General features: G+C 63.0%; 8 protein-coding genes, 1 tRNA gene and 3 pseudogenes. 6 read left to right on the top strand and 6 right to left on the bottom strand.

From position 1 onward, the window contains the following. Positions 1 to 125: 125 nt before the first annotated feature. Both IPK20_14930 and IPK20_14925 read right to left on the bottom strand, forming a co-directional pair. Positions 126 to 1,757 carry a hypothetical protein gene (locus IPK20_14930; protein MBK8017880.1) on the bottom strand — a complete coding sequence of 544 codons (1,632 nt, stop codon included), beginning with the start codon at positions 1,755 to 1,757 and terminating at the stop codon, positions 126 to 128. A gap of 427 nt (positions 1,758 to 2,184) precedes the next feature. Further along, positions 2,185 to 3,813: pseudogene (locus IPK20_14925) on the bottom strand (electron transfer flavoprotein-ubiquinone oxidoreductase). Positions 3,814 to 4,496: 683 nt separating this feature from the next. Between IPK20_14925 and IPK20_14920 the strand changes: the two are divergent. Then, positions 4,497 to 4,844 carry an acyl-CoA thioesterase gene (locus tag IPK20_14920; GenBank protein MBK8017879.1) on the top strand — a complete coding sequence of 116 codons (348 nt, stop codon included), beginning with the start codon at positions 4,497 to 4,499 and terminating at the stop codon, positions 4,842 to 4,844. On the opposite strand, the gene IPK20_14915 is transcribed toward IPK20_14920, so the two are convergent. The 4 genes and pseudogenes from IPK20_14915 to hpnC form a co-directional block, all read right to left on the bottom strand. Next, a complete protein-coding gene (locus tag IPK20_14915; protein MBK8017878.1) occupies positions 4,835 to 5,584 on the bottom strand; it encodes an SDR family NAD(P)-dependent oxidoreductase in 750 nt (249 codons plus the stop codon). The genes IPK20_14920 and IPK20_14915 overlap by 10 nt on opposite strands. Then, on the bottom strand, positions 5,581 to 6,915 hold the full coding sequence (locus tag IPK20_14910; GenBank protein ID MBK8017877.1) for an FAD-dependent oxidoreductase: 1,335 nt from the start codon (positions 6,913 to 6,915) through the stop codon (positions 5,581 to 5,583). Before IPK20_14910 ends, IPK20_14915 begins: the two co-directional genes overlap by 4 nt. Then, positions 6,882 to 7,714: pseudogene (hpnD, locus tag IPK20_14905) on the bottom strand (presqualene diphosphate synthase HpnD). Before hpnD ends, IPK20_14910 begins: the two are co-directional and overlap by 34 nt. 19 nt (positions 7,715 to 7,733) lie before the next feature. Next, a complete protein-coding gene (gene hpnC / locus IPK20_14900; protein ID MBK8017876.1) occupies positions 7,734 to 8,570 on the bottom strand; it encodes a squalene synthase HpnC in 837 nt (278 codons plus the stop codon). A gap of 85 nt (positions 8,571 to 8,655) precedes the next feature. On the opposite strand from hpnC, the gene IPK20_14895 reads away from it, so the two are divergent. The 5 genes and pseudogenes from IPK20_14895 to lon all read left to right on the top strand — a co-directional run bounded on the left by IPK20_14895 (position 8,656) and on the right by lon (position 14,762). Then, positions 8,656 to 8,740: transfer RNA gene (locus IPK20_14895), tRNA-Leu, on the top strand. A gap of 140 nt (positions 8,741 to 8,880) precedes the next feature. Then, positions 8,881 to 10,188, top strand: coding sequence for a trigger factor (locus IPK20_14890; protein MBK8017875.1), 1,308 nt, complete (start codon positions 8,881 to 8,883; stop codon positions 10,186 to 10,188). Continuing rightward, the gene (gene clpP, locus IPK20_14885) at positions 10,185 to 10,817 is read left to right on the top strand and encodes an ATP-dependent Clp endopeptidase proteolytic subunit ClpP (protein ID MBK8017874.1); all 633 of its coding nucleotides are present in this window, start codon (positions 10,185 to 10,187) and stop codon (positions 10,815 to 10,817) included. Before IPK20_14890 ends, clpP begins: the two co-directional genes overlap by 4 nt. Before the next feature lie 65 nt (positions 10,818 to 10,882). Beyond that, the gene (clpX, locus tag IPK20_14880; GenBank protein MBK8017873.1) at positions 10,883 to 12,154 is read left to right on the top strand and encodes an ATP-dependent Clp protease ATP-binding subunit ClpX; all 1,272 of its coding nucleotides are present in this window, start codon (positions 10,883 to 10,885) and stop codon (positions 12,152 to 12,154) included. 120 nt (positions 12,155 to 12,274) lie between these two features. Further along, a pseudogene (lon, locus tag IPK20_14875) lies at positions 12,275 to 14,762 on the top strand (endopeptidase La). Positions 14,763 to 14,796 lie beyond the last annotated feature (34 nt).

The following is a 14,796-nucleotide window of genomic DNA, read 5'->3' as shown; positions in this document are numbered from 1 at the left end:
TCCGGTGCGGTGGCGTTCAGGGATCCCGATTGTAGCGGCGCCGTCCGCAGGAACGGAGCGGGTGCGGCAACGCTTTCGGCACACCGCACGCCTCCCACCCGCGCGGGCCAGCGGCTCTCCCGGATTCAGCGGGACCGCTCGTTCGACGGTTCGGAGACCGATTCATCGCGCGGTGGGCGCAGGAAGTCCAGCGGGCGCGTGAACAGGCGGCCCGCCAGGGGAAGGAGCAGCAGACGGGCGTACCTGAACGGGACGCGCCGCGCCTTCATGGCAAGCATCAGGGCGAGCGTGAAGCTCACGAGGAGGTTGACAACGCCGATCGTGGCCACCCCCAGGAAGATCCAGGCCAGCGTGGCGGTGAACGGCTCGCCCTGCAGCGCCTCGAGACCGATGCCGAGGTTGGCGGCGGCGAAGGTCACGTGCCTGATGTCGAGCGGGAGGCCCAGATTGAATCCGATCACGCCCGTCAGTCCCAGCATGAAACCAAAGACGACATTGCCCGCCAGTCCGCCAAGGTTGTTGCCGAGGTATTCGGCGATGGCGGCTGTCCGGGTGTCGCCGAGCAGCCGGCGGAGCCAGGGGAGGGCGCGGATGCGTTCGGGGATCCTGCGGTAGACGGTCATGTTGTCGCAGTAGCCGCTGACGAGGCCGGAGAGAAACAGATAGACCCCCGCAATGGCGGCATGAAACAGTGCGAGGCTGCGCCACGGATGCAGGTCCTGCAGCAGATGGGCGGCCTTTTCGGGAGGCGCGACGTGGCTGCCCGTGGCATGCGACCAGGCCAGGCAGACGAAGAAGGCGAGCGGGAATGCCAGAGCGACATTGCCCACGATGGCGATGAACTGACTGCGGCACACGCGCACGATCAGCTCCACCATGTCGTCCATCCGCGGACGTTGTCCCGGAGATGCGTCGAGGGCCGCGGCGATGCGTGTGGCCGTCATCGCCGGCTGCTTGGTGGCGACCGTGAAATGAAGGAGCTGGATCAGCACGAAGCCCAGCGCGTAGTTGAGTCCGTAGAGAATTCCCTCGACAAGGGGCGCCGCATGCAGTCCGTGAAGCCATAGCTTGATGAACGCCAGGATCGGCACGATCGCCCCTGCGCCGAACGCGGCACGGAACATCCAGCGGTATTCTTCGCGCGTGTTCGTGATGTAGTGATCGCCCGTCCTGCCCGCGTGCTCCGTGATTTCCCGCGCGAGCAGTTCCGTGTTCTTGGCGAAATGGGGGCGCAGCAGTGTCTTTGTGCACTCGGCATCCACGAAGAGCTTGAACAGGCGGACCGCGCCCGAACGCCGGTGTTCGCCCGGCGACGGGTCCAGCACGGCCAGAAGATCCTGAATCCGGACGATCGTCTCGGTCGCGCGCTGCAGCAGGTAGGTCAGCGCGATGCTCACGCCCGTGGAGGGGGTGTTGCGACGGATGCGCGCGATCACCTGAGAACACTGCTCAAGCAGCACCAGGACGTGGAGGTGATCGTGCCGCAGCGCCGAGCCGTCGCTCAGTGCCCGCCGGTAGTCCTCGATGAATCGCTGCGTCTCCAGGTGCTGCGCCACGAAGGGTGACTCGAACTGGCGCAGCTCCGGCAGCACGCGGGCGAGTTCCGGCTCCAGTCCGATTGCCGCAATCCGATACGAAAGCGTCTGGATCGATTCGAGGATTTCGAGCGCCGTGTGCCGGTCGCCCGGACTCGCCAGAAAATCGAGACCGAGCGTGCCGAACAGCCGCATCCAGTGTTCGTCGCCGATGGCCCTCACCCAGAGGCGGTCGGTCTTGCGCGAAACAGCCGGACGAGAAGCGAGAGCAGCGAGGTCGGGTCGTAGGGCGAGGGAGGACCCGATCGGCGATGCGGCGCCCCAGCTCGGTGACGAATCCCGAGTTGGGCAGGATACCCAGCTCGCAGAAGAGCTCCGATTGTTCCGAGCTCGCGAACAGCGACGCGATCAGCGTTCGCAGTGCCTCCCGCCAGTGCTCGTTGGCGGCAAGCACGTATTCGACGGCGTGCAGATTCTTGAGTGCGCGCGCGCCATCTTCGGGATCCTCGGGGCGGATCTCGTCGATCAGCGCCGAGAGAAGCCCCGCGTCTCCGCCGGAGCCCGCGGATTCGATGCGCTGAAACAGTTCCGCCAGACGGTCGGGCGCCTCAGGCGCCGCAGCGGTGTCGAACATCCGCGACATCCGCGGTCACATGTTGGGGTAGTTGGGCCCGCCTCCGCCCTCCGGCACCACCCAGCGGATGTTCTGAGTCGGATCCTTGATGTCGCAGGTCTTGCAATGCACGCAGTTCTGCGCATTGATCTGCAGCCGCTGCGATCCGTCGTCGTTCTTCACGAACTCGTAAACCCCGGCCGGACAGTATCTCTGTTCGGGGCCTGCATAGGTCTCGAGATTGATCGTCACCGGCACCGCGGCATCCGCGAGCGTGAGGTGCGAATGCTGATTCTCCTCGTGGTTGGTATTCGAGATGAACACCGACTACAGGCGGTCGAACGTGAGCTTGCCATCGGGCTTGGGATAGGCGATGGGCGAACATTCGGATGCCGGTTTGAGACATTCGTGGTCGGCATGCGTGTTGTGCAGGGTCCACGGGGCATTGCCCTTGAAGAGGACCTGATCGATGCCGACGAGCAGTGTGCCCTTGACCAGTCCCTTGGCCATGGAAGGCTTGAAATTGCGCGCGCGCCGCAGCTCCTCGTGCAGCCAGCTGGACTGGAAGGCATCCGGATAGGACGCAAGCTCGTCGTGGGAGCGGCCGGACGTCAATGCATCGAATGCGGCCTCTGCGGCCAGCATGCCGGTCTTGATGGCCGCGTGGCTGCCCTTGATGCGCGAAGCGTTCAGGAATCCGGCGTCGCATCCTATGAGCGCCCCTCCGGGAAACACCAGCTTGGGCAGCGATTGCAGGCCCCCGGCGGTGATTGCTCGCGCTCCATAGGCGATGCGCTTGCCGCCTTCGAAAAACGGGCGGATCTCGGGATGAGTCTTGTACCTCTGGAACTCCTCGTAGGGAGACAGATACGGATTCGAGTACGCGAGTCCGACGACGAATCCGACGGCGATCTGCCGGTTCTCCAGGTGGTACAAGAAGGACCCGCCATAGGTGTCGTTCGAGAGCGGCCACCCGGCCGTGTGAATCACGAGTCCCGGCCGATGCTGCGATGCCTCGACTTCCCAGAGTTCCTTGAGACCGATTCCATAGGACTGCGGGTCACGCCCCTCGTCCAGGCCGAACTTCTGGATGAGTGCCTTGCCCAGGTGGCCGCGTGCGCCTTCCGCGAATAGCGTATAGCGGCCACGCAGTTCCATCCCCGGTTGATAGTTGTCCGTCGGCTCGCCGTCACGGCCGATTCCCATGTCGCCCGTCGCCACTCCCAGCACCGCACCGTTCTCGTCGTGAAGCACCTCCGCGGCCGCGAAGCCGGGATAGATCTCGACGCCCAACGCTTCTGCCTGCTCGCCCAGCCAGCGCACGACGTTGCCCAGACTGACGATGTAGTTGCCGTGGTTGCGGAAGCAGCCGGGCAGTGCCCAGTCCGGAGTGCGGATTGCGCCTGCCTCCTTGAGAAAGAGAAAGCGGTCTTCCGTGACCGGCGTGTGGAGTGGCGCACCCTTGTCTTTCCAGTCCGGGATCAGTTCGTTCAGCGCGCGAGGGTCCATCACCGCACCGGAGAGGATGTGGGCGCCGAGCTCGGAGCCTTTCTCGAGCACGCAGACGGAAAGGTCCTGTCCCTTCTCGGCACACAGCTGCTTCAGTCGGATGGCTGCGGACAGACCCGCGGGCCCTCCACCCACGACGACGACGTCGAACTCCATGAACTCGCGTTCGGCCAACGAGTGTTCCTCCGTGCAATCCCGAATGATGAGCGGGCGTGATGACGCCTTGCAAAGGTCGGCTCGACGCCCGCCGGACGACCGGCAGCTTCAAGCAAGTCAGGACAAGCCTGACCTTCGCGCTGCGGGACCCCTCCCGCCGGGCAGTCGGCTTCTTGTCTCACCGTGTCCTGCGCAACGAGGAGACCGTGGCGCTCCACCGCGCTCACGCGTCCTGGCGTACAAGCCACAATCGTCGAGGCGAGACCCGCCGGCCGTCTGACTCCGTCGTCCGGGACTTCTCATGCCCTCAAGGCTTGCGATACCCCGGTCTCTCGAGTCATGCGTCCGGTGCAGGACTGCGCTGCGACCGTGCACATCGAACCGACCTTCCCTAGAATCGACGCTGGACCGGAGGATCGACATGCAGATGTTCTCCCGGGTCGCGTCTTCACCCGAATGATAAACCCAACCATGCGCAAGACGTCCCGCTGCGCTGGCCGGAGTCGTGCCATGGCGCCGCCGACGCGGGTGCACGAGGTGCGTCAACGGGATGCATCCAGGATGCCTCGCACGATGGCGCCGGCGCGTTCGAGACTCCCATTCAAACTTGCAAGGAAACGCATGCAGCAGGAATCGAAACTGATACACGCCGAATCTCTCCGCCTGCGCTGGGGGAAATGGACATGATGCAGCACCTCAACAACGTCTCGTACTTCCGCTACTTCGAAGAGGCGCGCATTTCCTGGTTCCGCGCGACCGGCTTTGCCGGGGCGGGGGACGCGGAGAGTGCGGTGCTGGGCTCGATCACGTGCCGTTTCGTCAAGCCGGCCGTCTATCCGGCCGATGTGGTGGTGGAACTGCGGGCCGGCAGGGTCGGCAACTCGAGTTTCGGCGTGATGCACGTGATGCGCGATGCGGCCGACCCGGCGGTCGTGTACGCGCACGGGGAAGCGGTCCTGGTGTGGATCGAGACGGCAACCGGCCGGCCGGTTCCGGTGCCGGAAGGAATCCGGAAGATCCTTCAGTCCTGAGCCGCGTGGATGAGTCCCTGCGACTGGCTTCCATCCCGTCCGAGCAGCCAGAGATACAGGGGAACGACCGTATCGGCGGAAGGCAGAGCCGCCTTCGACTCGCCGGGATGGGTCTTCCGGCGGGAAGGGGAGTTCACCGGGCCCGGCACGATGCCGTTGCAGCGCAGAGTGGGAGTGGACGACCATTCCTCCGACTGCGTTCTCACGGCCATCGCCAGGCCGGCGCCGGTCAGAGAGACGGGCGACTGGTAGGCGCCGCCGACTGCGTGATGGGACTCCAGCGTGTAGATCACGGAGGCGTCGGGAGCATCCCGCAGGGGCGGAAGGCAGGCGCGTGTGATGCCCAACGCCGACGCCACGTTGATTTCGAACACCGTCTTCCATTCTTCTGGAGAGACGGCATCGACCGCTTTCAGGGGCAGTGTATGGGAGGCGCAATGGACGACCCCGTCCAGTCGGCCGAACGCATGATCGATATCCGCCGCCAAGGCATCGAAATGCCGGCTGCCGGCTCCAGCCAGATCCAGCGGCAGTGCCGCGGGTTCGGTGCCGGAGCCGCTGCGCAAGGCATCGTACAGCTGGTCCAGCTTCGCCTGATCTCGACCGTGCAGCACGACGGTCGCACCGTGTATCGCGCAGGCCATTGACACGGCTCGACCGATGCCGCCCGTGGCCCCGGTCACGAGGATGACGCGGCCAAGGAGCAGATCGGCGGGAGGAACGTACTTTGCGGGGGTCACAGGTTCTCCAGGATAGAGCGCGCGCAGCTCCGGCCGCTGCGCACGGCGGCTTCCAGCGTGGCGGGATATTCGCTGCGTGTGTAGTCGCCGGCGAGATGGAGCCCGGGTACCGGTGTGGCCTGGGCGGGGCGTTCCAGGGCTGGAACGCAACGGAACGTCGCTCTCTTTTCCGTGATGACCATCGACGAGTCCGGAGAGGGAAGCGTCCCGGCGAGGCGTTCCAGCTGTCGATGGACCAGGCCCGAAAGGGCGCTGCGTTCGACGCCGCGCCAGTCGTCGGCGGCACTGATCACCGCGCCGATCCAGCCGGCCTGCGCGCACAGGGCACCACGGTCGAATATCCACTGCGCCGGTCCTTCTTCGTCACCCACCATGGAAAAAGGGAGGGCCGGGGCCGCGCCCGCGTAATGCAGATAGACCGTCGTGATGGGCTCGTGCGCCATGCGCCTGATGATGTCGCAGGCTTGCCGCATTTCCGGAACCCCATCGAGGCTGTGGATGGCTCTGGCGGGGTCCGTTGCCCAGACGACGTGAGAGAACGTCTGTTCCGCTCGCGGGGTGGTGAGCAGGAGCCGGCCCCCATCAGGAACGAGGCGGGTGACGGCTTCGTTGAGACGGATGTCACCGCCGCGGTCGATGACGAATCGCGCGGCGGGCTCGGGGAACATGGCCGACAGGTCGACGGCAGGAAAGACCAGGTCGGCCGAATGCGCGTGGCCGGCAAGGCCGTCGCGAATCACGGTGAGAAAGGTCTGTGCGTCGGCGAGATGCGACGGCGTATTGAGCGCTGCCACGCACAGTGGTTGCCAGAGGTGACGGCAGATCCGTTCCGTTTGCCCGTGCGCGGATAGCAGCTCATCGACGGTCCGATGCGGATCGGTCCTGAATCGCCGGATGCGTTGACAGGCGATGAACGCGGCCGCGCTCCACCGATCCCGCAGCGTCAATCCGCGCGCCAGAAGCAGACCGGCCAGCAGGTGAAAGGGAGCAGGCAGCCGGGGGCACTGGAGGTCCAGGCTTGCGGGGACGGAAATTCGAAGCGGGTGGCGCGTCGACACCGCCGACAGGTCTGTCACCTGAGCGATCGCCGAGAGCGTTTCGGCGTAGGCGCCGAGAAGCAGGTGCTGTCCGTTGTCCAGGGCGACCCCGGCGTGATCGACGCGCCGTGCGCGTCCCCCCAGAACCGGGGCGGCTTCGAAAACCGTCACCGGGATCCCATGAGCGGCCAGGTCCGCGGCTGCCGCCATCCCGGACCAGCCGCCACCTACCACGGCGACGTGGACGGGCGGGGTGGAGTTCACGAACCTGCCCAGGTTCGCCAGGCGATCCACAGCTTGCGCACTGGCGTGAGGGACACCCGGCGATTGATCACGGCGGCACCCTCGTCTTCCACCTCGTCCAGCAGGTGCGCGTAGATGTGGCCCATGATGAGTCCGGCACGCTGCGAGCGGCGATCGACGTCCGGGAGCGCCGCGAATGCGCGCCGGTACCATTCGCGCGCCCGCGCGGCCTGGAACTCGAGCAGCTTCCCAAGGGCAGGCGTCTCGCGGAACAGGATGAGATCGTCGTTGCTGACGCCGAACCTGGAGAGCTCGTCCTGTGGAATGTAGATGCGATTGCGCCGGACGTCTTCACCCACGTCGCGAAGGATGTTCGTGAGCTGAAGCGCAATACCCAGCGTGCGTGCGTACTCGAGCGTCGCGGGATCCGTCCGGCCGAAGATCTCCGCCGACAGAAGGCCCACGACACCCGCCACCCGGTGGCAATAGACCTCGAGGGTGGGGAAGTCGGGATACCGGTTGTAGGCAAGATCCATGGCCATCCGTCGAGAATGGCGTCGAAATGTTCCCTCGGCAGAGGCCACTGAACCACGAACGGATGCAGGGCCCGGGTGACGGGATGCTGGGGAGCGCCTTGAAACAGCCGTTCGATCTCGCCTCGCCACCAGTCGAGCTTGCCGCGGGCGACCGCGGGGTCCGCTATTTCGTCGACCGCGTCGTCGACTTCCCTGCAGTAGGCATACAGCGCCGTGATCGCACGCCTGCGTTCGGGTGGAAGGAACAGGAAGCTGTAGTAGAAGCTGGAGCCGCTGCGCGCGGCCTTCTGCTGGCAGTACTGGTCAGGTGTCATGCGGCCGGAAAGGGGCGCTTCAGCGCGTGAGCGCACGATAGAGAACGACGGGCCAATCCCGCCCTTCGAGGACTGGCCGCCGGGTGAAGATGTCGCCGTCGGCAGCGGCGAGCTTTTCGAGAATCCGGTCGCCTCCCATGACGATCGTTCTGAGTTCCAGACCGATCCGCCCGCGCAGGACCCTGCCCAGCGGGGCGCCCGCCTGCAACATTCTGCGAGTCCGGTCGATCTGGAATCGCATCAACCGGCGCCATTCCGTGGAGACGTCGCCCGCCGCTATCGAGCGTTCGCTCACGGAGAACCGAACGAGGTCCTCCTGCGGGAGATAGATGCGGCCCCGCTGATGGAAGTCGGATTCGACGTCCTGCAGGAAATTGATGAGTTGCAGACTGGTGCAGATGCCATCGCTCATTGCCACATTGCGGGGCGTCGCCTCCCCGTACAGGTGCAGCAGAAGCCGGCCCACGGGGTTGGCCGATCGCCTGCAATAGTGGATGACCTCGCCGAAATCCGCATAGCGCTCCTTGGTGACATCCTGCCGGAAGGCGTCGAGGAGGTCCCTGAAGCACTGCAGGGGGAGTCCGTGGTGACGGACGTGAACCGCCAATTCCTGATACAGGGAGGAACGCGGGACGACACCCTGCTCGATCGCCTCGAGTTCGAGGAGTCTCTCATCCAGAAGCTCGATGCGTTCCGCCGGGGTGGCGGTACCCTCGTCGACGACGTCGTCGGCATCGCGAGCGAACCGGTAGATGGCCTTGACGGGCCCCCGCAACGCGGCAGGCAGCAGAAGCGAGGCGACCGGGAAGTTCTCGTAGTGGCCGACACTTGCGGCCGGAGCGAGAGGATTGCTCAAAAGGCTCGATGCTTCATTGGGTTGCGAGCGTGTTAGGCAGTGCCGGGGTGCGCAAGGGTGGCGATTGTACTAAAATGGGTCACGCGCGAAAGTGGCGGAATTGGTAGACGCACCAGACTTAGGATCTGGCGCCGAAAGGTGTGGGGGTTCGAGTCCCCCCTTTCGCACCAGGACAATCTGGATACACCAACCTCGGGCCCCGCGCAGCGGTTCCGCGCATGGTGCACCGGCCGACAGGCCGGTGCACCAATGTTCGGATCGCTGCCGGCAAGCCGAACCAAACCCATCGAACATCTGTCGAGTGACCGTAATGCAAGCGAGTCTGGAAACATTGAGTACGCTGGAACGCCGACTGAAAGTCGCTGTCCCGATCGATCAAATCAACAACGAAGTCGAGAATCGGCTTAAGCGCCTGCAAAGGACGGTGAAGCTCCACGGGTTCCGGCCCGGCAAGGTTCCCTTCAAAGTCGTTGCGCAGCAGTACGGTCCGCAAGTGCGCCAGGAAGTGCTCGGCGACACGGTCGAGCGTTCCTTCGGCGAAGCAGTTCGGGAAAAGAATCTTCGCGTGGCCGGATATCCGCGGATCGAGACCAATCGCGAGCCGGCCGAGCCGAACGAGTTCGAGTTCACGGCGACGTTCGAGGTGTTTCCCGACATTGCACTGGGAGACCTTTCTGCGGGTTCCGTCGATCGTCCGACCGTGGCCGTCGGTGATGGCGAGGTGGACAAGACGATAGACGTACTTCGCAAGCAGCGCACCCAGTACGAACCGGTGGACCGCGCAGCGGCGAGCGGCGATGTCGTGATCATCGACTACCTGGGCCGAATCGATGGGGTTCCCTTCGATGGCGGGGAAGCCAAGGGCCAGGCGGTCGTTCTGGGCGAGGGAAGGCTGCTGCCCGATTTCGAAGCCCAACTGACGGGCATGTCGAAGGGTCAAAGCCGCACGTTCGAGATGGTCTTCCCGGAGGACTACCACGGCAAGGAAGTGGCGGGTAAGAAAGCGTCGTTCGATGTCACCGTCCACGATGTTCGTGAGGCGCGTGTGCCGGCTCTGGACGCCGAGTTCGCGAAGACTCTCGGAATCGAGGATGGCGACGTCGGCAAGATGAGAGATGACATCCGGGCCAACCTCGAGCGGGAAGTGAAGCGCCGGGTTCAGAAAAACGTGAAGGATCAGGTGCTCAAGGTGCTTCTGGACACCGCCAAACTGGAGGTGCCCAAGGCACTGATCGAAATGGAGATGGATCGCCTGATGGCGGGTACGGCAGAAAGCCTGAAGGCTCGGGGGATGGGCGACCAGGCAGCGGGAATGCCCCGGGACGTGTTCGAACCCGAAGCGCGTCGCAGGGTCACGATCGGTCTGGTTCTTGCTGAGGTGGTCAAGGCAGAGAACATCAGGGCAGAGCCTGATCAGGTGAAGGCGGTCATCGAGGAGTATGCGCAGAGCTACGAGCAGCCGGAGGACGTGGTTCGCTGGTATTACCAGTCGCCCGAGCGCCTGCGGGAAATCGAGTCCGTCGTCATCGAGAACAATGTGGTGGACCTGCTGCTGGGCCGGCTGAAAGTATCGGAGAAGGTGGTAGCCTTCGACGAACTCATGGGGAACGTTTCATGATTTGGGGCAATGACAATCGCGGATGGGATCCTCAGGGCCTGGGGCTCATCCCCATGGTCATCGAGCAGAGCGGCAGAGGGGAGCGCGCGTACGACATCTACTCGCGGCTGCTGAAGGAACGAGTGGTGTTTCTGGTCGGTCCGGTCACGGAAGTGACGGCCAACCTCATCGTGGCTCAGCTGTTGTTCCTGGAGTCCGAGAATCCTGACAAGGACATCTTCTTCTACATCAACTCCCCGGGGGGTTCCGTTTCCGCGGGACTCGCCATTTACGACACGATGCAGTTCATCAAGCCGGACGTGTCGACCCTTTGCATCGGACAGGCTGCAAGCATGGGCGCATTCCTGCTTGCCGCCGGCGCGAAGGGGAAGCGCTACGTGCTGCCCAACTCCCGGGTCATGATTCACCAGCCGCTCGGCGGCTTCCAGGGTCAGGCCTCGGACATCGAGATCCATGCCCGAGAGATCCTCTACCTCCGTGGAAGACTCAACGAACTGATGGCCAAGCACACCGGACAGAGCGTGGAGGCCATTGATCGGGATACCGACCGGGACAATTTCATGAGTGCCGACCAGTCTGTCGAGTACGGTCTGGTGGACAAGGTGCTTCTGAATCGTGGAGAAGTGTGATCGGACCGTCAGGTCCCGGTGCACGAACGGCAAAGCCAACCAAGCCCGACTAGAGAGAGCAACCGATGTCCGACAAGCCTTCCGGTGAGAAACTGCTGTATTGCTCGTTTTGCGGAAAAAGCCAGCACGAAGTCCGCAAGCTCATCGCCGGACCGTCCGTGTTCATCTGCGACGAATGCATCGAGCTTTGCAACGACATCATCCGAGAAGAAACCCACGGCGATGGCGCTGCGAAGGGTGTCAAATCGGATCTACCCGTTCCTCAGGAAATTCGTACCATCCTCGACCAGTACGTGATCGGTCAGGAGCCCGCCAAGAAGATCCTGTCGGTGGCGGTCTACAACCACTACAAGCGACTCAAGACGCTGTCCAAGAAGGACGACGTCGAACTCGCCAAGAGCAACATCCTTCTGGTGGGACCCACGGGCTCGGGCAAGACGCTGCTCGCGCAGACGCTCGCTCGATTGCTCAATGTGCCTTTCGTGATGGCCGATGCGACTACGCTGACCGAGGCCGGGTACGTCGGCGAGGATGTCGAGAACATCATCCAGAAGTTGCTTCAAAAATGCGACTACGATGTCGAGAAGGCGCAGCGCGGTATCGTCTACATCGACGAGATCGACAAGATCTCTCGCAAGTCGGATAACCCGTCCATCACCCGGGACGTGTCGGGAGAGGGCGTGCAGCAGGCTCTGCTCAAGCTGATCGAAGGCACGATCGCGTCGGTCCCACCCCAAGGGGGACGGAAGCATCCCAATCAGGAGTTCGTCCAGGTCGATACGACGAACATCCTGTTCATCTGCGGTGGCGCGTTTGATGGTCTGGACAAGGTGATCCGCGCCCGGTCGGAGAAGGGGGGCATTGGCTTCGGCGCAGAGGTGAAGAGCCGCGATAACCGCAAGGACATCAGCACCGTCCTGCGAGACGTGGAACCGGAAGATCTCATCAAGTACGGTCTCATTCCGGAATTCGTCGGGCGCCTGCCGGTGGTGGCCACGCTGGAAGAACTCGACGAGGCAGCGCTGATCCAGATCCTTACCGAACCGAAGAACGCACTGATCAAGCAGTATCAGAAGATGTTCTCCATGGAGGGCGTGGAACTCGAGATCCGGGAAGACGCGCTCAAGGCCATTTCGCGCAAGGCACTGGCCCGGAAGACGGGTGCCCGAGGGTTGCGTTCCATTCTGGAGCATGTGTTGCTGGACACGATGTTCGACTTGCCTTCGATGAAGAACGTGCAGAAGGCGGTCATCGATGAAGGTACAGTGACGGGAGACGTGAAGCCGCTGCTGATGTACGCCGATCAGCCCAAGGTCGCAGGCTCGTCGGCGAAGTGAAATGCAGCGGAGCGAGCTGCTCCGCTGTTCTGACTGAAATTCGCGGGAGGTGGCAACACCGGTTGAGTTCGAGCAGTTCGCCCCAACCCTCCTACCGCTGACAATTCATAGGTGACCTCGATGGCTTATCTGCCCGAATCCCAGGCGACCCCCGTTGCGCTGCCCTTGTTGCCCTTGCGGGACGTGGTTGTCTTTCCCCACATGGTCATCCCGCTCTTTGTTGGGCGCCCGAAGTCGATCAAGGCTCTCGAAACGGCCATGGAATCCGGCAAGAGCATCCTGCTCGTTGCGCAGAAATCCGCCGCCAAGGATGAACCCACGGCCGAGGATCTCTACCGGGTGGGAAGCGTGGCCAACATCCTCCAGATGCTGAAGCTTCCTGACGGAACCGTGAAAGTACTGGTCGAGGGTGTTCAGCGCGCAACCGTTGCGCGGATCAGCGACGAACGTTCTCACTACGCTTCGGAGGCGATCCCGGTGGCGGAGGAGCAGCCGGAAGGTGCGGAGGGGAACGAAGTCGAGGCGATGCGCCGCGCGATGGTCAGCCAGTTCGACCAATACGTCAAACTGAACAAGAAGATTCCGCCCGAGATTCTGACTTCGCTGGCCGGGATCGACGAACCCGGCAGGCTGGCAGACACGATCGCCGCTCATCTTCCGCTCAAGCTGGAACAGAAGCAGGAAGTGCTCGAGATGTTCTCCGTCCGCCGACGGCTGGAGCATCTGCTGAGTCTGCTCGAGGCCGAGTTGGACATCCTCCAGGTTGAGAAAGCGCATTCGCGGACGCGTAAAGCGTCAGATGGAGAAGAGTCAGCGCGAGTACTACCTCAATGAGCAGGTGAAGGCGATCCAGAAGGAGTTGGGTGACCTCGACGAGGGGCAGGACTTCGACGAGATGGAGAAGCGCATCAAGTCCGCCCACATGCCCAAGGACGCGCGCGTGAAGGCCGAAGCGGAACTGAAGAAGCTTCGGCTGATGTCACCGATGTCGGCCGAAGCGACAGTGGTGCGGAACTACATCGATACGCTCGTGTCGTTGCCGTGGAAGAAGAAGAGCAAGATCAGCAAGGATCTGGCGGTGGCGGAGTCCGTGCTGGAAGAGGATCACTACGGTCTGGAGAAGGTGAAGGAGCGCATTCTCGAGTACCTGGCGGTTCAGCAGCGCGTCGACAAGGTCAAGGCGCCCATTCTTTGCCTGGTCGGACCGCCCGGCGTGGGCAAGACTTCTCTGGGACAATCGATCGCTCGTGCCACCAACCGGAAGTTCGTCCGGATGGCCTTGGGAGGTGTTCGCGACGAAGCAGAGGTCCGTGGTCACCGCCGCACCTATATCGGTTCGATGCCCGGCAAGATCCTGCAGAACATGACCAAGGTGGGCGTGCGCAACCCGCTCTTCCTGCTCGACGAAGTCGACAAGATGGGGATGGATTTCCGTGGAGATCCGGCGTCTGCGCTGCTGGAGGTGTTGGATCCCGAGCAGAATCACACCTTCCTCGATCACTACATCGAAGTGGACTATGACCTGTCGGACGTGATGTTCGTGGCGACTGCGAACACCATGAACATCCCTCCGGCTCTGCTTGACCGGATGGAGGTGATCAGGCTGTCGGGCTACACCGAAGACGAAAAGGTGAACATCGCCGTGCGCTACCTGCTTCCCAAGCAAATGCGCAATCATGGTCTGAGCGAGTCCGAACTGACCGTATCGGAAAGCGCGATCCGTGACATCGTGCGGTACTACACGAGAGAAGCGGGAGTGAGGGCTCTGGAGCGGGAAATCTCCAAGGCCTGCCGCAAGGTGGTGAAGGGACTCCTGCTGAAGAAGCGCGAAAAGAGCGTCAACGTCAATTCGCGCAACCTGGACAAGTACCTCGGCGTGCGTCGGTACTCCTTCGGCATCGCAGAAAAGGAGAATCAGGTCGGCCAGGTGACGGGTCTTGCGTGGACGGAAGTGGGTGGTGAACTGCTGACGATCGAGAGCGCGGTGATGTCCGGCAAGGGCAAGATGGTAACGACCGGCAAGCTGGGCGAGGTGATGCAGGAATCGATTCAGGCTGCACTCACCGTCGTTCGCAGCCGCTCCCAGAAGCTGGGCATCTCCGAGGATTTCTACCAGAAGAACGACATCCACATTCACTTGCCCGAAGGCGCCACTCCGAAGGATGGTCCCAGTGCAGGCATCGCCATATGTACCGCGATGGTGTCGTTGCTGACCGGGATTCCCGTTAGAGCCGACGTCGCCATGACGGGAGAGATCACTCTGCGCGGAGAGGTCCTTCCCATCGGGGGGCTGAAGGAGAAGTTGCTGGCTGCCCATCGCGGTGGAATCAAGCTCGTGCTGATCCCGCAGGAGAATGCCAAGGACCTCGCGGAAATACCGGACAACATCAAGAACCGCCTGGATATTCATCCCGTCAAATGGATCGACCAGGTGCTTGAACTTGCTCTGGAGCGCATGCCCGTTCCTCTGCCGGTGAGCGAAAGTTCAGCGGTCGCGCTGCCGGCTGTGGAGCCAAGGAATCCGTCGCTGCAGTCAAGCACTGACGTTGCATCGTCGAAACGTCGCGGACCGGTGACAGCCACCGCGCCGCGACGCCCCGTTTCTTGACATCGTCTTTTTCAGCTTGCTATATAGGCTTGGT

This window comes from Betaproteobacteria bacterium (assembly GCA_016713305.1).
Lineage (GTDB): Bacteria > Pseudomonadota > Gammaproteobacteria > Burkholderiales.
The sequence above is the reverse complement of the archived record's forward strand: the minus strand, read 5'-3'. Positions and strand labels throughout refer to the sequence as shown.